The 20,246-nt window shown below is 65.8% G+C and carries 18 protein-coding genes and 1 tRNA gene; 5 read left to right on the forward strand and 14 right to left on the reverse strand.

All coding sequences use genetic code 11. The annotated features are described in order from the left end of the window. The first annotated feature begins 6 nt into the window (after positions 1-6). Positions 7-570, forward strand: a complete 564-nt coding sequence (locus AABA86_RS13025) for an invasion associated locus B family protein (protein ID WP_212246506.1) — start codon at positions 7-9, stop codon at positions 568-570. 12 nt (positions 571-582) lie between these two features. Here the strand turns inward: AABA86_RS13025 and AABA86_RS13030 are convergent, their stop codons facing one another. Then, positions 583-2,871 carry an arylsulfatase gene (locus AABA86_RS13030; protein WP_338307073.1) on the reverse strand — a complete coding sequence of 763 codons (2,289 nt, stop codon included), beginning with the start codon at positions 2,869-2,871 and terminating at the stop codon, positions 583-585. A gap of 122 nt (positions 2,872-2,993) precedes the next feature. On the opposite strand from AABA86_RS13030, the gene AABA86_RS13035 reads away from it, so the two are divergent. After that, positions 2,994-3,668 (forward strand): TetR/AcrR family transcriptional regulator, encoded by a 675-nt coding sequence (locus AABA86_RS13035; protein ID WP_338307075.1) that lies wholly within the window; start codon positions 2,994-2,996, stop codon positions 3,666-3,668. 17 nt (positions 3,669-3,685) lie between these two features. On the opposite strand, the gene AABA86_RS13040 is transcribed toward AABA86_RS13035, so the two are convergent. The 8 genes from AABA86_RS13040 to AABA86_RS13075 all read right to left on the reverse strand — a co-directional run bounded on the left by AABA86_RS13040 (position 3,686) and on the right by AABA86_RS13075 (position 11,217). After that, on the reverse strand, positions 3,686-4,048 hold the full coding sequence (locus AABA86_RS13040; RefSeq protein ID WP_338307077.1) for a DUF1428 domain-containing protein: 363 nt from the start codon (positions 4,046-4,048) through the stop codon (positions 3,686-3,688). A gap of 164 nt (positions 4,049-4,212) precedes the next feature. Then, positions 4,213-4,286, reverse strand: a tRNA-Gln gene (locus AABA86_RS13045). A gap of 222 nt (positions 4,287-4,508) precedes the next feature. Beyond that, on the reverse strand, positions 4,509-5,480 hold the full coding sequence (locus AABA86_RS13050) for a Bug family tripartite tricarboxylate transporter substrate binding protein (RefSeq protein ID WP_338307078.1): 972 nt from the start codon (positions 5,478-5,480) through the stop codon (positions 4,509-4,511). A 60-nt stretch (positions 5,481-5,540) separates the two neighbouring features. Beyond that, entirely contained in the window at positions 5,541-6,728 is a 1,188-nt protein-coding gene (locus tag AABA86_RS13055; protein WP_338307079.1) for an iron-containing alcohol dehydrogenase, read from the reverse strand. Beyond that, positions 6,685-7,722: a 4-hydroxythreonine-4-phosphate dehydrogenase PdxA gene (gene pdxA / locus AABA86_RS13060; protein ID WP_212246518.1), complete on the reverse strand. Its 1,038-nt coding sequence runs from the start codon at positions 7,720-7,722 to the stop codon at positions 6,685-6,687. The genes AABA86_RS13055 and pdxA overlap by 44 nt, the downstream gene beginning before the upstream one ends. Continuing rightward, the gene (locus AABA86_RS13065; protein WP_338307194.1) at positions 7,719-8,825 is read right to left on the reverse strand and encodes a four-carbon acid sugar kinase family protein; all 1,107 of its coding nucleotides are present in this window, start codon (positions 8,823-8,825) and stop codon (positions 7,719-7,721) included. Before AABA86_RS13065 ends, pdxA begins: the two co-directional genes overlap by 4 nt. A gap of 2 nt (positions 8,826-8,827) precedes the next feature. Continuing rightward, positions 8,828-10,267: an FAD-binding oxidoreductase gene (locus AABA86_RS13070; protein WP_338307082.1), complete on the reverse strand. Its 1,440-nt coding sequence runs from the start codon at positions 10,265-10,267 to the stop codon at positions 8,828-8,830. 26 nt (positions 10,268-10,293) lie between these two features. Then, positions 10,294-11,217, reverse strand: a complete 924-nt coding sequence (locus AABA86_RS13075; RefSeq protein WP_338307084.1) for a dihydrodipicolinate synthase family protein — start codon at positions 11,215-11,217, stop codon at positions 10,294-10,296. 104 nt (positions 11,218-11,321) lie between these two features. Here AABA86_RS13075 and AABA86_RS13080 point away from each other — a divergent pair, with 104 nt between their 5' ends. Further along, positions 11,322-12,173 (forward strand): IclR family transcriptional regulator, encoded by an 852-nt coding sequence (locus AABA86_RS13080; RefSeq protein ID WP_338307085.1) that lies wholly within the window; start codon positions 11,322-11,324, stop codon positions 12,171-12,173. A 16-nt stretch (positions 12,174-12,189) separates the two neighbouring features. On the opposite strand, the gene rnz is transcribed toward AABA86_RS13080, so the two are convergent. Continuing rightward, positions 12,190-13,092, reverse strand: coding sequence for a ribonuclease Z (rnz, locus tag AABA86_RS13085; protein ID WP_338307086.1), 903 nt, complete (start codon positions 13,090-13,092; stop codon positions 12,190-12,192). Positions 13,093-13,147: 55 nt separating this feature from the next. Further along, positions 13,148-14,158 (reverse strand): zinc-dependent alcohol dehydrogenase family protein, encoded by a 1,011-nt coding sequence (locus AABA86_RS13090; protein WP_338307088.1) that lies wholly within the window; start codon positions 14,156-14,158, stop codon positions 13,148-13,150. Between the two features lie 90 nt (positions 14,159-14,248). Here AABA86_RS13090 and AABA86_RS13095 point away from each other — a divergent pair, with 90 nt between their 5' ends. After that, entirely contained in the window at positions 14,249-14,590 is a 342-nt protein-coding gene (locus tag AABA86_RS13095; protein ID WP_338307195.1) for a MerR family transcriptional regulator, read from the forward strand. A gap of 24 nt (positions 14,591-14,614) precedes the next feature. Here AABA86_RS13095 and AABA86_RS13100 read toward each other — a convergent pair whose 3' ends face one another. The 3 genes from AABA86_RS13100 to AABA86_RS13110 are packed head-to-tail and all read right to left on the reverse strand — an operon-like array spanning position 14,615 to position 18,243. Then, complete coding sequence (locus AABA86_RS13100; protein ID WP_338307091.1) at positions 14,615-15,598, reverse strand: antibiotic biosynthesis monooxygenase; 984 nt, start codon at positions 15,596-15,598, stop codon at positions 14,615-14,617. Positions 15,599-15,613: 15 nt separating this feature from the next. Then, on the reverse strand, positions 15,614-17,011 hold the full coding sequence (gene guaD, locus AABA86_RS13105; protein WP_338307092.1) for a guanine deaminase: 1,398 nt from the start codon (positions 17,009-17,011) through the stop codon (positions 15,614-15,616). Next, positions 17,008-18,243, reverse strand: coding sequence for a multidrug effflux MFS transporter (locus AABA86_RS13110; protein WP_338307093.1), 1,236 nt, complete (start codon positions 18,241-18,243; stop codon positions 17,008-17,010). The genes guaD and AABA86_RS13110 overlap by 4 nt, the downstream gene beginning before the upstream one ends. Before the next feature lie 523 nt (positions 18,244-18,766). On the opposite strand from AABA86_RS13110, the gene AABA86_RS13115 reads away from it, so the two are divergent. Further along, complete coding sequence (locus AABA86_RS13115) at positions 18,767-20,242, forward strand: amidase (protein WP_338307095.1); 1,476 nt, start codon at positions 18,767-18,769, stop codon at positions 20,240-20,242. Positions 20,243-20,246: the final 4 nt, after the last annotated feature.

Genomic DNA, 20,246 nt, shown 5'->3' on the forward strand with positions numbered 1-20,246 from the left:
TTCGCCATGCTCATGCAATCCAGACTTGTCGCCCTCGCCGCAGCTGTCCTGTTGCCCTTGGGCGCCGCGTATGCCCAACAGGCCAAGAAGAGCGCCCCCGCTCCGGCGGCACAGCCCGCGCCGGCTCCGACGCAGCCACAGGCTGACGGCGCGCCGGCACAACAGCCCGGCTGGATCGTGCGCTGCACCAGCGCCAGCCGCGATGCGCCGCTCGAATGCGCGATGGAGCAGAACGCGGTGCTGACCAAGACCGGCCAGACCATCGTCCTGATCAACATCCGCATCGCGCCCGACACCCGCACCCCGGTGGCGCTGCTGCAATTGCCGCTCGGCCTCAATCTTCCCATCGGCGCCAAGCTCCAGGTCGACGAGGGCAAGACGGTCGATTTGCAGATCCAGACCTGCGAGAACCGCGGCTGCTACGCCTCGGCGCCGATCGCGCCCGACCTGCTTGCCGCCTTGCGGTCGGGCAAGCAGCTCAAGGTCTCCTTCCAGAACATGGCCAAGGAGACGATCGCGATCCCGATGCCGCTGGGCGATTTCGCGGCGGCCTACGACAAGATCAAGTAACGCTCTTCCCCGTTACTGCCGCGCCATCTGCGCGTTGCCGACGGCATCGCCATCGAGCTTCTGGTCATTGTGCATGGTGACGGTGACGCGCAGCAGCCGTCCGGCGAATTCGAACGGCGCCTCGTAATGCGACACGGGGCTGCCGCGGTCGCGGCCGATGTCTAGGCCGGACCACGAGATCAGCGTGTGGAAGCCGAGCTGGGTCTTCAGCGAACCCACCGGCTCGCCGTCGATCAGCAGCGTGTATTCGGTGACGCCGGTGCGCGAGCCCTTGGCGGGCGGCTCCTTGCGCACGAGACGCTCGACATGCACGCCGAGCCGCCGCGCGCCTGGCAGCACCTTCCGCTCAGAGCGCACGATCTGGTGGCTGCCGCCGATGTTGAGATCGTGCACGAGATGGCCGTCACTGACATAGAGGCTGTAGCCCGAGGTCGCATCGCCGTGCGAGATCAGCACGCCGTCCGCACCCGCCTCGTCGATCTCGACATGCGCCTCGATCGTGTAGCTGCGGCTGCGCACGTCGGGCGCGACGTCGGTCGGCACGTGCCCCATGCCGGCGTGGAAGACGAAACGGTGGCGCGCGCCGTGGAAGCGCGCGGCATTCTCGGCAAAGCGCGGCCCGAAGCGGTCGTCGAGGGGCAGCACCTTGTGCTTCTCGGCCTCGTCCCACCATGTCGCGATCATCCGCGCCAGACGCTCCGGCTCCTTCGTCGCGAGGTCGTTGGTCTCCGAGAAATCCTCATCGAGATGGAACAGCTCCCATTTGTCGTTCTCGAACGGCGTGCCCGACGGATGGAAGGCGACCGCCTTCCACCCGGCGTGCCAGAGACCGCGATGGCCGAACATCTCGAAATACTGCGGCGAGCTTTTCGAGGAGGCCGACGCATCGGTGATCGAACGCGCAAAGCTCTCGCCTTCGAGCGGCATCTGCCGGCAGCCCGCGATATCAGTGGGCGCCTCGATGCCGACCAGCTCCAGCAGCGTCGGCGCAAGGTCGCAGGCGTGCACGAACTGGTGCCGCAGCTCGCCTTTGGCCGCGATCCTCTGCGGCCAGTTGATGACGAAGGGATCGCGGATGCCGCCGCCATGGGTGTTCTGCTTGTAGCGGCGCAGCGGCGTGTTGGAGGCCATCGCCCAGCCATGCGGAAAATTGCTGTGGGTGTCGGGCCCGCCGATGTCGTCGATGCGGCCGAGTTTTTCGGCGATCGGCTCCGGCTTGAAGTTGAAGGGTCCCATCGCGTTGACGAATCCGAGCGGCCCGCCCTCCTGGCTCGCGCCATTGTCGGACATCACGATGATCACGGTGTTGTCGCGGATGCCGGCCGTGTCGAGGAATGCGACCAGGCGCGCAAGATGGCGGTCGGAATGGTCGAGCATGCCGGCAAAGGCCGCCTGCAGACGCGTGAAGACACGGCGTTCGTCGGCCGAATGCTCCTCCCAGGCCTTCACACCGTCATTGCGCGCGGGCATCCGCGTATCCCCGGGCACGAGGCCCATCGCCTTCTGGCGTGACAGCCTTAGCTCCCGCTCGACGTCCCAGCCATGCGCGAAGGCGGCGTCATAGCTCCTGATGATCTCGGCCGGCGCCTGATGCGGCGCGTGGCAGGCCCCGAGCGCGACCCAGGTCAGCCAGGGCACGTCCGGACGATCGGCGACGTGATCGCCGATGAAGCGGATCGACTGATCGATCAAATCCTCGGTCAGATGATAGCCGTCGGCATAGGTGCCCGGCGGATCGATATGCGTGTTGTCGGAGACGAGCTCCGGCGCGTACTGGTCGGTCTCGGCGTCGAGGAAGCCGTAGAAGCGATCGAAGCCGCGCCCGAGCGGCCAGCCGTCGAACGGGCCGGTGGCGCCGCTCTCGGTCAGCGGCGTGACGTGCCATTTGCCGACCATGTAGTTGCGATAGCCGTGCCCACGCAGCATCTCGGCCAGCGTGCCCGCCTCGCGCGCGATCTTGCCGCGATAGCCGGGATAGCCGGAATCGAAATTGGCGAGGCACCCGACCCCGACCGAGTGGTGGTTGCGCCCGGTGAGCAGCGCGGCGCGCGTCGTCGAGCACATCGCGGTGGTGTGGAAACCGCTGTAGCGCAGGCCCTCTGCGGCGAGCCTGTCGATGGTCGGCGTCCTGATCGCCGAGCCATAACAGCCGAAATCGGAGAAGCCGACGTCGTCGAACAGCACGACAAGGATGTTCGGCGCCCCCTCGGGCGGCCTTGGCGCATCCGGCCACCAGGGTTTTGACTCCGCAACCGTCTTGCCCACGGTGCCGCCGAACGGCATGCCGCTGCCTGCGCTCATCTGATCCTCCCCTGCCGGATCCGGTGTTTCATTGTCTTCGCACCCGCGATTGACCCGCGGCGCGCTTCGTCTTAAATTATAATCCGAATTATGATTACGATTTTTGACGGATGCAAGCACGGATGCGCCCACGGTCAGAACAGCCGGAGCTTAGCGATTTCGACCTGCCGGGCGTCGCCCCGTCGCGGCAGAAGCGCAGCCGGGAAACCACGCTGGCGCTGCTGCGCGCCGGCGCCGAGATGCTGAGGACGCGCAGCCTTGCGGAACTCTCGATCGAGGCGCTCTGCACTGAAGTCGGCGCCACCGTCGGCGCCTTCTATAGCCGCTTCGAAAGCAAGGAGACCTATTTCAACGCGCTGATGGCGCTGGCCACGCGCGACGGCGAGGAGCGCCTTGCGGGGATCAAGCCGCCGTCACCCGATCCAGGCCTCGACAGGCTCTGCCAAATCATCGTCAGCGGCATCATCGCCTGGATGCGCAACCACGAGGGCGTGCTGCGCGCCGCGCTTCAGCACGACGACACCCGCCCCGACAAATGGACGCCGTTCAAGGCGCTCGCGCAGGCCACCTCCGCGCGCGCCACCCCTCTCCTGCTGCCGGCCATGGGCAAGGGCCGCAAGGCCGCCAAGAGCCGCGCCATCGCGTTCGGCTTCCAAATCGTGCTGGGCACGCTGGTGAACGCGATCCTCAACGACCCCGGGCCGCTACAGCTTTCGTCGAAAGAGATGGAGACACGGCTCGCCGGCTGCCTGTTGCTGCTGCTTCAGGCCGAGATCGGTCGCGCAACGCCGAAATAGGCCTTCCACACCTGTTGTCAGCCGGTGACATCACTCGCCCGGAGCAGCGTCGTGAAGCCGCCATAGATCATGCGCTTGCCGTCGAACGGCATGCCCTCCATCTTCAGCCGCGGGTCCGCCATTACCTTCCTGTTGACGGCATCGCGGGTCTCCCGGTCGCGGTAGACGATCCAGGCGAACACCACGACCTCGTCCTCCTTCGCCATCACTGCGCGCGGAAACGAGGTGAGTTCGCCATAGGGGACATCGTCAGCGATGCATTCGACATAATCGAGCGCGCCGTGCTCCATCCAGAGCGCACAGGCGGTCGTCGCCAGCGTCTTGTAGGCCTCGATCTTGTCCTTCGGCACGGCCAGAACGAAACCATCGACATAGGGCATCGGGATCTCCTCGAGTTGTGTGACCCAAGGACGATGGAGCGCGCGGTGATCCGACGGCGAGATGCGATTTCAGGATGAGGCAAACCGTCGCGAGCGGCGGCCACGGATCTCATTGCCGCCGAGCGGCTACGCGGGACAACCAGATCATGGAGAGCGCCTGAAGCTGGCTGGGGAACCTGGATTCGAACCAAGACAAACAGAGTCAGAGTCTGTTGTGCTACCGTTACACCATTCCCCAACGGAATAGTCGAACAAATTCAATAACTTGCTGATTTGCTCGACTGTCGCCGGAAGCGCGTTTGGCGCGCAAATCACGGCTCAGGCGTGGCAGGGTTCTACCCGCTCGTCCCCGGGCTGGCAAGCGCTGCGGTGGATGGTCCGTCGCTCCTCAACACGATCGCAGGACCCCGACCATTTCAACGCTTCGCCAACCCGGCCGCCGGCCTGTAATTTGGCCGCCCTACTCCAGCTTGATGCTGGCGGCCTCGATCACCTTCTTCCAGCGCGCCGTCTCGGCATTGATGTAGGCGGCGAACGGCTCGGAATCCACGGCCACCGCGGTGGCGCCGAGTTCGGCCATCTTCTGCACCGTCTCCGGCTGCGCCATGAAGGCGCGGATCTCGGCCGAGAGCTTTTCGACGATCGGCTTGGGCGTGCCCGCAGGCACGATGAAACCGTGCCATGCCACCGCCTCGAAGCCGGGCAGGAATTCGGCAACGGCCGGCGCTTCGGGATCGAAGGCGGCGCGCTTCGGCGTTGCAGTCGCGAGCAGCGCGAGCTGGCCGGTCTTCACCTGCGGCAACAGCAGCGGAACGTTGTCGAAGGCGAGATCGATCTGGCCGCTGAGCAGGTCCGTCAGCATCTGGCTGGAGCCCTTGTAGGGCACGTGCACCATCTTGGTGCCGGTCATCTGCTGGAACAGCTCGCTGGCAAGATGCTGCGAGGTGCCGACACCGGCCGAGCCGAACGAGACCTTGTCCGGATTCGCCTTCAGATAGGCAATCAGCTCCGGCACGGTACGCGCCTTGATCTTGTTGGGATTGACGACGAGAACGTTGGGCACGACGCTGATCTGGGCGACCGGTATCAGGTCCTTGTCCGGCTGGTAGCTCAGCTTCGGCCCATAGAGTGACGGGTTGATCGCAAGCGCGGACGTGCTGGCAAGGCCGAGCGTGATGCCGTCAGGCGCCGATTTCGCCACCCGCGTCACGCCGAGGATCGAGCCGGCGCCGCCGACATTCTCGACCACGAAGGGCTTGCCGAACTTCGCCTGCAAATGGTTGGAGACCATCCGCGCGAAGATGTCCGCGGTGCCGCCGGCGGCGAAGGGAACGACCACCGTCACCTGCTTGGACGGATAGCCGTCCTGCGCCTTCGCCGGTGACGCCGACAGCACCAGGGCTGAGGCAAGAACAAGCCAGATCGATCTCATAGACGTTTCCTCTGTTTTCCGTGTTGTTGATTGGCTGCCGCGCGCGTGCGGCGGAGACGGCTAGAACGCGATCTCGTAAATGTTCAGGATCGCATCCCGGCCGAGGTCGCGCGGATTGTTGTCCAGCAGACGCCGAATGGCGTGCGCCTCGTCGGCCATCACGCCGAAATCATCCCGGGGCACGCCGAGCGCGGACAGCCGCATCTCGATGCCGAGATCGCTGCAGAACTCGTAGCTTGCCTCGAATGCGCGCTTTGGATCGCCCTGCTCCGGCAGTCCGAGCGCCTGGAGCACCGCGATCGTCTTCGCCTCAACCGCCGGCATGTTGAAAGCCAGCGTATGCGGGAAGATCACCGCGCAAGCGAGGCCATGCGCCACGTGGTGACGGGTGCCGAGCGGATACGCCACCGCGTGGCCGGCGGTCGTGTTCACGGGTCCCAGGCAATAGCCGCCGTAGAGCGAGGCCAGCGCGAGGCCCGCGCGCGCCTCGCGATCGCCGCCATCGGCCACCGCGCGCCTGAGATAGCGGCCGACCAGCCGCGCGCCCTCGAGCGCATAGAGGTCGATCGTCGGATGCGCCTTGCGGCTGGTATAGGCCTCGACGCAATGCGCGAGCGCATCGACCCCGGTCGCCGCGGTGACCTCTTTCGGCACGGTCATCGTCAGATCCGGATCGACGATGGCGATGTCGGCCAGCATGAAACGGCTCTGCACCGCCTGCTTGTTCTGGCTGACGGGATCGGTCACGAGCGCGCGGGTGCCGGCCTCGCTGCCGGTGCCCGACGTCGTCGGAATCTGCATCAGCGCGACGCTGCGGCCGGCCACCTTCTCCGGCCCGACGATGTCGGCAAAGGGCACGTCGCTCGTGCACATCACCGCGACCAGCTTGGCGAGATCCATCGCGCTGCCGCCGCCAAAGCCGACCACGAGATCGGGGTTGACGTCCTTCGCCATCGCCACCGCCTTCTCGAGATTGGGCAGGTCGGGCTCGGGCTTGACCTCACCGAACACCTTCACCGCGCCCGGCAGCGCCAGCATGTCGACGCGGCGAGCGTTGAACGGATCCGAGATCACCAGCGGCCGCCTGGCACCGATCCGCTCGGCGAAGCGCGCTGCCGCGCCGATCGTGCCGTTGCCGAACTCGAGGATGGTGGGACGCTGGATTTCGATGGGCGTGAAGGCGTTGGTCATCGTTCGTTCGAACTCATGATTTGGATGCGGAAACGCCAGCGGCGAGCCGCTCGGCATAGTCGATCGCCTCGATCAGGCTGTGCTCGTTGGCGATGCCCTTGCCGGCAATGTCGAAGGCGGTGCCGTGATCGACGGAGGTGCGGATGATCGGCAGGCCCAGCGTGATGTTGACGCCGGAGAGCTCCTGCCAGCGGCCGGTCGCGGGATCGACCTGGAAGCCGAGCAGCTTGACGGGGATGTGGCCCTGATCGTGATACATCGCGACCGCGGCATCGTACTGACCGGCGCGCAGCTTGACGAAGATGGTATCGCCGGGCACGGGACCGACGACGTCGAGACCATCGGCGACCGCTTTCGCAATCGTCGGCGCGGAGACGTCGATGTCCTGCCGGCCGAACAGGCCGCCCTCGCCGGCATGCGGATTGAGCGCGGCGATCGCGATCTTCGGCTTGGCGATTCCGAGCCGCAGCAGGGCATCGTTGGTGAGGTCGATCACCATGCGCAGACGCTCCGGCGTCAGACGCTTCGGCACGTCCTCCAACGCCACATGGGTCGAGACATGGCTGACGCGCATGTTGCCATGGGCGAGCAACATCACCGAGCCGCGCACGCCGGTGAGATGCGCCAGCATCTCGGTATGACCAGGGAAGTGATAGCCGGCCTTGTTGAGCGCTTCCTTGTTGAGCGGCGCCGTGACGATCGCCGCGGTCCGGCCCGCTTGCGTCAGCCGCACGCCCTGCTCGATCGCCTTGTAGGCAAAGCGGCCGCCATCGGCGCTGAGCACGCCCGGCTTGATCGGATCGCCCTCGGTGTCGGCCTGGAGGAAGCAGAGGTTTGGCCAGTCGCGATCCTCGGCGCGCACCTCGGGAATCGCAATGCCGGCACCGAGCGCGGCTTTCGCGCCATCGAGGGCCGCGCCGCTGCCGATGATCAGGATCCGCAGATCGCCTTTCGCGATCCGGTCCCTTAGCTCAACGCAGGCCTTGACGATGATCTCCGGCCCGATCCCGGCAGGATCGCCCATGGTGATGGCAAGATGACGAGAGGTCATGTCGGACTCCCCTTGCTGAGCAAATGATTATCCCGAAGCAGGTCGCGCCACAGCTCGCTGGGGCCGAATGCGCCGGACTTCGAGATGACATCGACGCCGGCCCAGCGGCCGCCTTGCAAGATCGAGCGCGGCAATCCCGGCACGATACGTCCTGTCACCTCGAGCGCATGCGCGCCAAGGGCAACGCATGCGGCCTTCAGGGTTTCCCCACCGGCAACAACCAGCGTGCCTGGCGGTGCGAGTGCCGCGATCAGCCCCGTCATCTCGTGCGCGATCCGCCGCGCCGCCTCAGCCCGCGTCAAGCCGTCGGCGAGGGCGAATTTCACCAGCGCCACGCTCTCGTCGGCCAGCTTGCGCCGAACGCCCGCGCCGCCCTCCCCCTCGGCCAACGCGATGGTGGCGTTACCACATGCCGCGAGCTGGGATGCGGTGGCAGCCTGGTCGGAGCCGAACAGCCCCAGCACCGGCCGCCTCAGTTGCGACGGCGCAGCGGCGCCTTGACCGCGGGCAAGCGCGCCGGCCAGGCCGCCGCTGCCACACCACAACACGGGCCCCGGCATGCGCCGCGCTATTTCGACGACGCGATCGAGGTCGAGGTCGCTCTCGGCATCGAACACCTGCACGCCGCCTTGCGAGAGCGTGTCGGCCGTGCCCTGTCGTGCCTCGATTCCGTCTTGCCGCAATTGATCCAGCAAATTGTCGCCGACCCTGTGCCAATCGCCATGCACGGTGCGGGCGAATTGCTGACCACCGACGGTGCGGCGTCCCTGATAATCGAACGCGGGCGCGACCACGCAGGAGGTCCAATGGCCGCTGCGCAGACAGGCGCCAAGCTCAGCCGCCCACGCGCCCCGAAGGAGGCTATCGACCTTCTTGTAGGCGATCGTCCCGCCCTGAAGGTGGGGCGCCAGTCGCCCAACGATTTCGACGCTCTCGGCCTTCGAGCGCTCGCGGGTGCCGCTATCGATCGCCAGGCTCCCGGAATCCGGCGGCGTAAACGCTTCCGACCAGAGGACACCGAACGGTCCGCACAGGCCGACGAACTCTGCCGCGGTGTCGAGCGCACCGGTGAGATCGTCGGCAAGCAGGCGGACGCTCGTCATGGTCATGCCGCTCCCGCACCAAAAATCTTGCCGGGATTCATCAGACCCTTCGGATCGAGCAATTTCTTGATATCGCGCATCAGCTCGATGTCGAGGGGATCGGCGACACGGGCGAGCCGGCCGCGATTGGTGACGCCGATGCCGTGCTCGGCACTGATCGCACCGCCCTGCGCTGCGGTCTCGTCGTCGACGATCTCGTTAATTTCAGCCACCAGCGCAGCCGTCGCCGCCGGGTCCTGGCAACGCGCGCTGTCGATCAGGGCCACGACGTGGATGTTGCCGTCGCCGATATGGCCGTGCATCACGACGTTCGCATGGGGGACGGCAGCCTTGATACGGGCCTCGACATTGTTGACGAAAGCCGCCTGCCGCTCCAGCGGCACCACGCTGTCATGCGACACAACATAGCCGCTGCGCTTGTTGCCTTCGGACACGCTGTGCCGGACGGACCAGATCGCCTTCGCCTGCGCCAGGTTGGAGGCCAGGATCACGTCTTCGGCGAGCCCCGCTTCCATCGCGTCGGCCAGCACCGTGCCCAGCGGCTCGTCGAGGTCGACGCCGGCGAGCGTGTCGGTCAGCTCGACGATCAGATACCACGGCGTCGTCAGCTCGAAGGGGATGGTGACGTGCGGCACGGTCGCGGCGATCGCCTCGATCTGCGAACGCGACATGATCTCGAGGCTGCCGAGCCGGTCGCCGACCGTGCCGCGCAGGCGCTGCATGATCTCGAGCGCCTGCTCCACGCCCTGCAGTTTCAACAGCGCCAGCGCCGAGCTGCGCGGGGGCGCGAACAGTTTCAGCACGGCCGCGGTGACGATGCCGAGCGTGCCCTCGGCGCCGATGAAGAGCTGCTTGAGCGCATAGCCCGTGTTGTCCTTGCGCAGCGCGCGCAGGCCGTTGAAGATCCGCCCGTCGGGCAGCACGACCTCAAGCCCGAGCACGAGATCGCGCGTCGGCCCGTAGCGCAGCACCGCGGTGCCGCCCGCATTGGTCGAGATATTGCCGCCGATCTGGCAGGAGCCTTCGGCGCCCAGACTCAAGGGAAAATAGCGATCGACGTCCCGGGCCGCGCTCTGCACCTCGGCGAGAATGCAGCCGGCTTCCACCGTGATCGTGTTGGCGAGCGGGCTGACGTCGCGCACGGCCCGCATCCGGTCGAGCCGGATCACCACATTGCCCGCGTGATCGTCCGGCGTCGCCGCCCCGCACATGCCGGTGTTGCCACCCTGCGGCACGATCGCGAGCCGCCTTGCGGCGCAGAACTTCACGACGGCAGCGACCTCGGCCGTCGAGCCCGGCTTCACGACAGCGACCGCGCGGCCTCGATAACGCCCGCGCCAGTCCACCACGTAAGGTTCCTGGTCAGCTCCGGACGCGATGATTTGCTTGTCGCCGACGATTGCGGCGAGTCCGGCCAGCGCATCCTGGAAAGAGTCGGACATCGGTTCGCCCCGTCTCCGGTCCAGGTCTAGACGGCGACTGCAGCGAATGCCGCGGCATCCGCGAGCAGCTCTTTCACGTGGGCCGGCGGCAGGGACTCCAGCGGCGGCCGCAGCCGCTGCCATCCGGCATGGCCGGTGCGCTCGGCGACGATCGCCTTCAGCGAGGGCATCTGCGGGAAGCGCGAAACCAATTCGCGCGCCTTTACGATGCGCGCCTGCGCCGCCTTGAGCGCCGCGTCATCGTCGCTGTCGCGAAAATGCTTGTAGACATAGGCAAGGTCGCGCGCCACCAGATTAGAGGTCGCGGTGATGCAGCCGGCGCCGCGCTTGCGCAGCAGCGGCAGCAGCAGCGGATCGGCCCCGACCAGAACCGAAAAGCCGGGGAAGCGATCGACCATCGCGGTCATGTTCGCAAAGTCGCCGGAGGAATCCTTGATGCCGGTGAAGGTGGCCGGATAAGCCTTGCGCAAGCGCTCGATCAGCGCATGCGAGATCGGCTGCGCCGACATCTGCGGGATGTGATAGAGCACGACCTTGAGCCTGGCATCGCCGATGCGCTGGACGATCTCGCTATAGGACGCATAAACGCCGTCGTCCGTGACACCCTTGTAATAAAACGGCGGCAGCATCACCACAGTGTCGACGCCGACCGAGAGTGCGTGGCGCGTCAGCGCGATGGTCTCGCTGAGCGCGGCAACGCCGGTGCCCGGCAGAAGACGCTGCGGCGCGATGCCGGCGGCCACCACCGCATCGAGCAGCGCCATGCGCTCGGCCGCGGAAAAGGAGTTCGCCTCGCCTGTCGTGCCGAGCAGCGCGATGCCGTCACAGCCTTCGTCCAGGAGATAGCGGCAATGCGCGATGAAGCCCGCATGATCGGGGGCGAGTTCGGCGTCGAGCGGGGTCAGCGCGGCGGAGAACACGCCATGAGGGTGCAGCGATGGTGTCGACAAACTTCCTCCGATCGTCAAATCAGTTGTTCGGAATGCGAACATTTGTTATTAGCTTGGACCAGTCGTAAAATCAGCTTGCCGCCACGTCAAGGGCGGTGGCTGTCATGGCAAGGCATTCGAGCATGGCCAGGGTCGAGAAGAAGGCCACGAAGCGCAAATCGGAATCGTCCCCGAAAAATCCCAAAAATCACGTCGCGTCCGTCGGCAAGGCCTTTGCCGTGCTCAAGAGCTTCAGCAGCGAGGCCTTCGAGCTCACCCTGAGTGAGATTGCCGCACGGGCCGATCTCGATCGCGGAACCGCGTTCCGGCTGATTCAGACCCTGACCGAGCTCGGCTATCTCCAGGCCGTGCCGCAGAGCCGCCGGTTCCGCCTCGGCGTCGCCTGCCTCGACCTCGGCTACACCGTGCTGTCGCACGGATCGCTAAGGCCGATGGCCGAGCCGTTGCTGCGCGATCTCGTGCCCGATGTCGGCGACGCGGCTTCGCTCGGCATCCTCGACGGCGGTGACGTGGTCTATCTCGCGCGCGTCGGCGCCGGCCTCGATCGCCACAAGATGGATCGCCGGCCGGGCACGCGCATTCCCGCCTACAGCGCCGCGCTCGGTCATGTCATGCTCGCCCATCTGGCGCGGGACGAGCAGATCGCGCGCCTGGAATCGCGCCCTCGCGTCAAATTGTCGGAGCGGACGCTGACCGATCTCGATGCCTTGCTCGCCCGGCTCGATCAGGTGAAGAAGAAGGGCCATGCCATCTCCGACGGCGAGAACGCCTACGGCCTGCGCACGCTGGCAACGCCGATCTTCGACGCTCAGGGCCTCGTGATCGCGGGATTGAGCATCACGGTCGATGCCATGCGAATGGACATGGCGACTTTCCGCGACCAGGCGCTGCCGCGGCTGATGCAGCTGACCAGGCAGGTACAGGACCTCGCGATCAAGTCGGGTCTGACGAGCTGATTGCGGGTCGCTCCGGCTAGATCACGATGTGATCGAAGTCGGCGGCGATGCGGGTGTTCGGGAAGATCCTCGCCGCCTCGGCCAGGATCTCATCGTCCTCGTATCGTCCCGACATATGGGTCAGCACGAGTTGTCCGACATTGTTCGCGGCGGCAAAGGCGGCCGCTTCCGCCGCGGTGAGATGGCCGTAATTTCGTGCGGTCGGTGCGTCGCGATCGAGGAAGGTCGCCTCGATCACCAGCAGATCGGCGTCAGCGACATATTGAGAGAGCCCATCGGTCGTTTCGGTGTCGCCGATCACAATGAGCCTCTTGCCGCCACTCGGCGGACCCAGGACATCTTCCGGATCGATCGTGCGATCGGCGATCACGACCGCTCGTCCCGCAGCCAATTCTCCACGCATGGGGCCGTCCGGCACGTCGAGGGCCGAAAGGCGTTCCGACAAGAGATGACGGCGCGGGGGGCTTTGGAAGACGAAACCAAAACTGTCGGTATCGCGATGGCGAACCGGAAAGCAATCGATGGTGAAATCACCGGCGTCGATGACCTGTCCTTCGCTCAGGGCTGCGAACTCGACAGGGATCGGGGCCCTGCCGGCACCCCACAGGCCTGTGAGCATTCGGATGACGATATCGAGCGTGCCCGGCCCGCCATGAATGGTCATCATTTCGGCGCTCTGCCGCAATCCCAGTGTCGAAAACAGACCGGGGATGCCGAGCACGTGATCGAGATGAGCGTGCGTCAGCAGCACGCGGTCGAGCCGCCGAAAGCCCGAACCGCTCCTCAACAGCTGGCGCTGCGTGCCCTCGCCGCAGTCGACCAGGATGCGCTTGCCCGCGGCCTCCACGAGGAGGGCCGGATGGTTGCGCTCCGCCGAGGGAACGCTGGCCGAGGTCCCGAGAAATGTCAGGGCGAACATGATCGTCACTTGTCGAGAGGTTGGAGAGCCTAGTCGCCCTGACTTGCCTGAGACCCTACAGTTTCACAACGATCTTGCCGAAGTGTGCGCCGGACCGGAGATAGGCGAACGCTTCGAGTGCCTCGTCGAAACCATAGACCCGATCGACGATCGGGTGGATTGCCTCGTCGGTCAAGAAACGATTCATCAAGGTGAAATGCTGGACCGATCCGACGGTGACGCCGATGATATCGGCATTCTCCCACTGGAGGCGCGCTGGGTCGGGTTTCGGGCCGAACCCCGTCAAAACACCGATCTGGACGATCTTGCCGCCCGACGCGACCGATCGCAGCGATCGGTCATAGGTGCCGGGACCGCCGAGTTCGAGGATATGGCTGGCGCCTTCGCCATCCGTCGCCTTCATCAGGGCTGCATCCCAATCGGGCGTGTCGCGGTAGTTGATGAGGATCGAGCCGCCCAACGCCCTGGCACGGGCGAGTTTCTCATCCGAGGAGGATATCACGATCGCACGCGCGCCCAGCGCGGCGGCGAACTGAAGGCCAAACAACGCGACACCACCTGTTCCCTGCACCAGCAGCGTGTCGCCCTTCCCCATCCCGCCGCGTGCGATGAGGCCGTGCCAGGCCGTGACGCCCGCACAGGGCAAGGTCGCGGCTTCGACCGAGGTGAGGTGCGCCGGCACCGAGACCAGCGCTGTTGCCGGCAGCACGACATACTCTGCCAGCATTCCGTCCATCGTGTTGCCACCGAGAGCTGACGCAACATAGCTGGTCCTGAACGGCCCCGAGACCCAATCGCGGAAGAACGATGCAGCCACGCGGTCGCCGACTTTCCATTGCACGACGTCGGAGCCGATCGCGTCAACGACGCCCGCGCCATCAGAGAGTGGCACGCGGCCGTTCAGCCCGCCTTGGCCGACGCGGTCGAGGATCATCAGATCACGATAATTGAGACTTGCCGCTTCGACCCGGATGCGAACCTCACCGCTGGCCGGTTCGGGTTTACTGACATCGGCCAGCACAAGGCCGCCAACGCCTGCTTGGCCGTTCAAATGGTAGGCTTTCATCTTTGCTCCTCGCGGGGGTGTTCCCAGGGACGAGCAGAGTCTGTAGGGTCTGACAGCACTGTCAGGGTCAAGAGGTTTTTCCGATGAAAGATTGGCGAGCTCTCCCGCAGGACGGGAGTCAGCGTCCGAATGCTGCGCTATTACGAAACCGAGGGACTGCTTGCACCGCAGCGGACAGACTCCGGCTATCGCGATTATGGCCTGCCGGAAGAGGAAACCGTTCGACGGATCAAGATGCTTGGCGCGGCCGGGATGACGCTCGAAACGATCCAGCAATTGCTTCCCTGCGTGAGGAACAACGATCCGGAATTTACGCCGTGCAACAATCTGCGCAGGATACTTGCGCAGCAGGTCAGCCTCATCGATGAACGGATCGAGACGCTCAGCCAGAGCCGGACAATTCTGGCAGGCTACCTGTCGAGCGTGAACTGATCGCCGGATCGTAAGCCAAGGGCCTCACCGGCCCCAATGCCACGCAAGCAGCAGCGCGTACAGCCCCATCGAGGCGGCGTAGAGCGCGGCAAGAAGTGCATAGCCCGCGATCTGGCGACTGATCGCCGCCTTCGGCGCGACCCACCAGTCGAGCGCCTTGAAAGCTGCGGGCACCAGCCACCACCCGAGCAACTGGGTGCTGACGAGATTGCCGACGAACAGCGACAGCCAGACCGGCACGCCGTTTCTGTCGATCAGCGGCGCGCTGATGAAAGTTCCCCAGAGATAGACCACGGGATAGAGCACCAGGAGGACGATGAGGTTGCTCTTCCAGATCAGGCCTGCGCCTTGCTCCGGCGCCTGGGCCTTGCCGGCGGGAAACCAGAAATTGAAACCGTAGCTCGCGCGCTTCACGTTCATGCCGGCGTTGAAGCGCTCGCCCTCCTTCAGCAACCTCTGCCGCAACGGCGAGCCCAGCCAGGCATTGAGGTTGGCATCGGTGTCGAACGACAGGATGACGATCCATTCGTCGCGCAGGCCCGGAATCGGCCGCTCGATCTTGTGGCGCAGAAATCCCTTGAACTCAGCCTCGGCGGCCTGGATGCGCTGTTGCCATTTGAGGAACGCGTCCTCGAGTCCATCCGGGACCTTGAAGGAGATGACGGCCGACACCGCGCTGTCGCGCTGAACGCCGGTGTCGGGCAGGATATGGACGTCCTCCGAACCGACAAAGAAGCGCTGCACCTCGGTGATGAGCCGCGCCCGCACCTCGCTCTGGAGCCAGGCGCGCGCCGCGGCCGGACTGGCGAAACGCAAAATCGTCACCCAGTCGACATGCGCCGGCGGCTGCGGCGGCACCACCTCCTGCCCCAGGAAACCGGGCCAGGCCTTGAGCGCCTCGCCCACCTCCCCGTTCCACCGCGCGAACGCGGCAAAACCGTCATCAGTGATGCGGCGCTGGATGACGAGGGCCACAGGCTGGCCGGCTGTGTCAGGAGATGCGCTCATGAGCGTTGGTCCGCTTCAGCCCTTCTTGTAGAGACGCTTGCCCATCACCCAGGTCTCGTCGACGCAGCGATCGTCGCCGACCATCATGACGGCGAATAGCATGCTCGCGGCCTCGTCCATCGTGCGCGGGCCAGCGCCGTCAGCGATCAGCGACTGGTGCCACGCTTGCGCGATCTGTCCGCCGTTCGGATCGAGTGCAACGAAATCGGCCTCCTTGCCCGGCTCGAAATTGCCGAGCTTGTCGTCGATGTAGAGGCCTTCGGCGCCGCCGAGCGTGATCGACCAGAAGCCGCGATAGGGCGAGAGCTTGTTGCGCTCGGCCTCCGCAAGATCCTTCCGCGTGGGATCGATGCTGCCGTCGAGCAGCGTGTTGTTGCACATGCCGACCTTGTAGGCGTCGTCGAGCACGGAGATCATCGAGAACCGGTTGCCGCCGCCGACGTCGGTGCCGAACGACATCTTCACCCGGTGCTCGGGATCGGTGGCGCGGCCGAGGCGGAACAGGCCGCTGCCGAGGAACAGGTTCGAGCACGGGCAGAACACCACCGCCGCGCCCTTCTTCGACATGCGGCGGAATTCGTTGTTCGAGAGATAGACGCCATGGCCGCCGGAAAACTTTGGACCGACGAGGTCGAACTTCTCGTAGACGCCGAGGTAGTCCTGGCAGTCCGGATGCTCGACGAGGACGCCGCTGCATTCGGCCGGGTTCTCGGAGATGTGCGTGTTGACCCAGCAATCCGGATGCTCGTGCTTGAGGCGCTGACAGGCCTTGAGCAGCTCCGGCGAGGCGCCGAAGGCGAAGCGCGGCGTGATGGCGTAGAGGTTGCGGCCCTTGTTGTGATACTCTGCGATCAGCCGCTTGCTGTCGCGATAGAAATTCTCAGGCGTATCGATGAAATCGGCCGGCGCGTTGCGATCGATGCCGGTGAGGCCTGCGATGACGCGCATGTTGCGGCGGGCCGCTTCCTCGAACAGTTCCTCGGTTGAAACAGGCGAGGAGCTCGTGAAGGCCTGGCAGGTGGTGGTGCCGGAGGCCAGCAGCGCGTCGAGGAAACGCTTGACGCCCTCGCGCGCGTAGTCGCGATCCCGGTACTTCAGCTCTTCCGGATAGACCCACTTCTGCAGCCACGGCAACAGCTGCTCGCCATAGGCCCCGAGCACGCGGGTCTGCGGCAGATGAATGTGGCCGTCGATGAAGCCGGGGACGATGATGCGGTCCTTGATGTGGCTGATCTCAACGCCCGGATGCGCGGCAGAAATCTTGTCATACGGACCGAACGCCTTGATGACGCCATCGGTGACGATCATGAGGCCGTCCTGATGAAAGCGCGCGGCGGCCTGCTCGTTGCCGACGTGCTTCCAGGGATCGTCGACGAAGTCGAAGAACGTGCCGCGAATACCGACCGTGGTCATGATTGTGTTCCCTCCTGAGACTGTGTGGCGTGGTGCGCCGACGGCAGCGAGATCGCGAGCAGCGTTCCCGCAACGGCGCAGAGGCCGAGATAGAGCCATCCGATTGGCGCTTGGGTTGCTTCAGGCAGCACCGCTGCGATCGCCATGGCCCCGCTCACGGCGAGATAGCAAAGCGCGCTGATGAGACCGCCGATCAGGCCGTGATCGCGCTCGAACAGGCCGAGCGCCATGCCGTACATCATCGGGCACAGCACGCCGCAGCCGCCGAGCACCAGCGCACCGCCGATCGTGATCGATGCGAAATCGAGACCGACGGCCATGCCTGTGACGGTCAGCACCGCCGAGCCGGCAAGAAACAGCGCGAAGGCGCCGAAGCCCAGCAGGCGCGCCGGCATGACGCGCGCGAAATGCGCGCAGCCGAGCTCGCCGGCGAGATTGACCGCGCCGAGGCCGAGCGCGACGAGGCCGTAGATCGCCGCGGAATAACCGAGGCCGGTCTGGTAGAAGAACGGCGCGACGACGCCGAACGCCAGCTGCGCGCTCGCCGCCGCGGCAAACACCAGCACGAAAGCCAGGAAACGCGGACGGACAATCGCGTCGCGCAGGATACCAGCGGTACGGCGCGGATCGAACGGCGCGCGCCGCTCTGCCGACAACGTCTCGGGCAGAAGCAGCACGACGATCGCAGCGACGATGGCCGCGGCAATCGCAATGATGACGAAGACGCCGCGCCAGGACGTCAGCTCGACGATGAAGCCGCCGGCCGCTGGCGCAAGCACGGGCGCGAGCCCCCAGGCAGCGCCAAGCAGGCCGGAGATCGCCGTGAGCTCTCGCCCCCGAAAGCAGTCGGCCGCGACCGCATAGGCGACGACGAGGCAGGTGCAGCCGCCGATCCCTTGCAGGAAGCGCAGCGCAAGCAGCAGCGAGGCGCTGGTGGCGAGCGCGCAGGCGATGCTCATCGCGATGAGCACCGACAGGCCTGCGAGCAAAACGTTGCGGCGCCCGAGCGTGTCGGAGGCGATGCCGACCGGCACCAGCGCCAGACTCATGCCGAGCATGTAGGCGGTGACGGTGTTCTGCATCGAGGCGGGATCGGCGGCGAGATCCACCACCATCTGCGGCAGGCCGGGCGTGTAGGCATCGAGCGGAATCTGGCTGAACGGCACGACGCACAGCAGGATCGGCACGATCCCTCGCTTCGCGCAACCGGCGTCCGAAGCAAGTGCGGTCATGAGCAACGCCCCCTTCGATCTCCGCGGGCCCCGTCTTTTCGTGCAAGCAATGAGACGCGACGATGCAGGTTGCGGAACTTGACGCGCGGGAGCGTGCCAGAACTGTGTGTAGGAATTCTTAGGGTGCCCGTATCGATACGGTCGCTGACGGCTGATGCTCTGGCCCCGGGACAGGTCGAAGCAAAAAACGCGAAAACAACCCCATGCAAAGTACAAATCATTGAAGAATTTCGCGCCGCACGGCGCGAAGGCCCGCCAGCGCGAACGTTTGACACGTCGGGCAAAGCAGGCGCAGACTCGCAGGATGGCCGATTGTGAATTCCGCCGTCGCGCCGATCCGTTAACGGGTCGGAAGGCATAGCTGCTTTGAAACCCGGCCTTTCGCATCGGTGCCACCGGCAAGCAGATCGGGCGTCCATTGCGCCGCCTCCTCATCCCATTTCAAAGATCGCACATTCGGTGCCCCGAGCGATCGGCAGCGAGGGTAGCGTCGACCGCGCGATGAGCTACATTGGAGTTCGTGATGACCGCAGATGCTGCTGACTTGAACTACGGCTCGATCAGAGCACTGGCGAGCGCCCTGCACACCCGCAAGATATCCGCGTCGGAACTGCTCGAGCACACCATCGCGCGCATCGCGGCGCTGGACGGACGGATCAACGCGATCATCGTTCGCGATTTCGATCGCGCAAGAGCGGCCGCGCGCGCCGCCGATGCCGCGCTTGGCCGCGGCGAGCGGCTGCCGTTGCTCGGCATCCCCGTGACCTTGAAAGAGCCGTTCAACGTCGCCGGCCTGCCGACGAATTGGGGCTTTCCGCATTTCAGGGATTTCCAGCCGGCGGAGGACGCCCTCGTCGTGTCGCGATTGAAGGCGGCCGGCGCCGTCGTCATCGGCAAGACCAACATCCCGATCGGGCTGCGGGATTTCCAGAGCTACAACGAGATCTACGGGACGACCAACAACCCCTGGGACCTCGGCCGGTCGCCCGGCGGCTCCTCGGGTGGATCGGGCGCGGCACTGGCCGCGGGGTTCGGTCCGCTCTCGATCGGCTCGGATATCGGCGGCTCGATCCGCGTCCCCTCGCATTTCTGCGGCGTGTTCGGCCACAAGCCGAGCCTCGGCCTGGTCCCGCTGCGCGGATACAGCCTGCCGCCGGCACCGCCCGTCCCCGGCCAGGGCGATCTCGCGGTCGTTGGGCCGATGGCGCGCACGGCCTCGGACCTCGCCTTGTCGCTCGACGTGATTGCCGGCCCCGACGAGACGCGCGACGGGATCGGCTATCGGCTTGCACTGCCCGCCCCGCGCCATGACCATCTCGGGGATTTCAGGATCCTCGTGGTCGACACCCATCCACTGATGCCGACGAGCGACGCGGTGCGCTCAGCCATCGGGCGATTGGCCGAGCGGCTCGGCAGATCGGGCGCGCGGGTCGCGCGCGCGAGCACGTCGCTGCCCGATCTCGCCGAGTCGGCCCGGCTCTACATGAAACTGCTGAACGCCGCGCGAAGCCCGCGCCTGACACCGGCCGCCCTCGAAGACGCGCGAGGACTTGCCGCGGCACTCGCGTCCGACGACCGCAGCCTTGAGGCCGAGCGCGCCCGCGGCTGGGCCATGATGCACCGTGAATGGCTCGCGACCGATGCAGCGCGCCTGCAACTGCAGCAACGGTGGCGGGAGCTGTTCCGTGACTTCGACGCGGTGGTCTACCCGGCCGCTGCCGTGCCGGCCTTTCCGCATGACCATTCCGAGCCGTTCGACGCCCGGCAACTCGACATCGATGGAAAGCTCTACAACTACTCCGATGCGTGCTTCATCTGGGCGGACCCGGCCTCGACCTGCGGTTTGCCGGCGACCGCCGTTCCGATCGAGCGCACGGCGACGGGCCTGCCGGTCGGCGTCCAGATCATCGGGCCTTATCTTGAGGACCGCACGACGATTGCGCTCGCCGGACTGATCGAGCGCGAGTTCGGTGGCTTCGTGCCACCGCCAACGCTCTGACATG

The organism is Bradyrhizobium sp. TM233, from assembly GCF_036247965.1.
GTDB lineage: Bacteria > Pseudomonadota > Alphaproteobacteria > Rhizobiales > Xanthobacteraceae > Bradyrhizobium > Bradyrhizobium ottawaense.

Coding starts and splice junctions, on each gene's coding strand:
- AABA86_RS13025 (WP_212246506.1), top strand. CDS start 7: ATGCTCATGCAATCCAGACTTGTCGCCCTCGCCGCAGCTGTCCTGTTG.
- AABA86_RS13090 (WP_338307088.1), bottom strand. CDS start 14,158: ATGAAAGCCTACCATTTGAACGGCCAAGCAGGCGTTGGCGGCCTTGTG.
- AABA86_RS13030 (WP_338307073.1), bottom strand. CDS start 2,871: ATGAGCGCAGGCAGCGGCATGCCGTTCGGCGGCACCGTGGGCAAGACG.
- rnz (WP_338307086.1), bottom strand. CDS start 13,092: ATGTTCGCCCTGACATTTCTCGGGACCTCGGCCAGCGTTCCCTCGGCG.
- AABA86_RS13035 (WP_338307075.1), top strand. CDS start 2,994: ATGCGCCCACGGTCAGAACAGCCGGAGCTTAGCGATTTCGACCTGCCG.
- AABA86_RS13055 (WP_338307079.1), bottom strand. CDS start 6,728: ATGCCGAGCGGCTCGCCGCTGGCGTTTCCGCATCCAAATCATGAGTTC.
- AABA86_RS13050 (WP_338307078.1), bottom strand. CDS start 5,480: ATGAGATCGATCTGGCTTGTTCTTGCCTCAGCCCTGGTGCTGTCGGCG.
- AABA86_RS13110 (WP_338307093.1), bottom strand. CDS start 18,243: ATGACCGCACTTGCTTCGGACGCCGGTTGCGCGAAGCGAGGGATCGTG.
- AABA86_RS13080 (WP_338307085.1), top strand. CDS start 11,322: ATGGCAAGGCATTCGAGCATGGCCAGGGTCGAGAAGAAGGCCACGAAG.
- AABA86_RS13070 (WP_338307082.1), bottom strand. CDS start 10,267: ATGTCCGACTCTTTCCAGGATGCGCTGGCCGGACTCGCCGCAATCGTC.
- AABA86_RS13040 (WP_338307077.1), bottom strand. CDS start 4,048: ATGCCCTATGTCGATGGTTTCGTTCTGGCCGTGCCGAAGGACAAGATC.
- pdxA (WP_212246518.1), bottom strand. CDS start 7,722: ATGACCTCTCGTCATCTTGCCATCACCATGGGCGATCCTGCCGGGATC.
- AABA86_RS13115 (WP_338307095.1), top strand. CDS start 18,767: ATGACCGCAGATGCTGCTGACTTGAACTACGGCTCGATCAGAGCACTG.
- AABA86_RS13065 (WP_338307194.1), bottom strand. CDS start 8,825: ATGACGAGCGTCCGCCTGCTTGCCGACGATCTCACCGGTGCGCTCGAC.
- AABA86_RS13100 (WP_338307091.1), bottom strand. CDS start 15,598: ATGAGCGCATCTCCTGACACAGCCGGCCAGCCTGTGGCCCTCGTCATC.
- guaD (WP_338307092.1), bottom strand. CDS start 17,011: ATGACCACGGTCGGTATTCGCGGCACGTTCTTCGACTTCGTCGACGAT.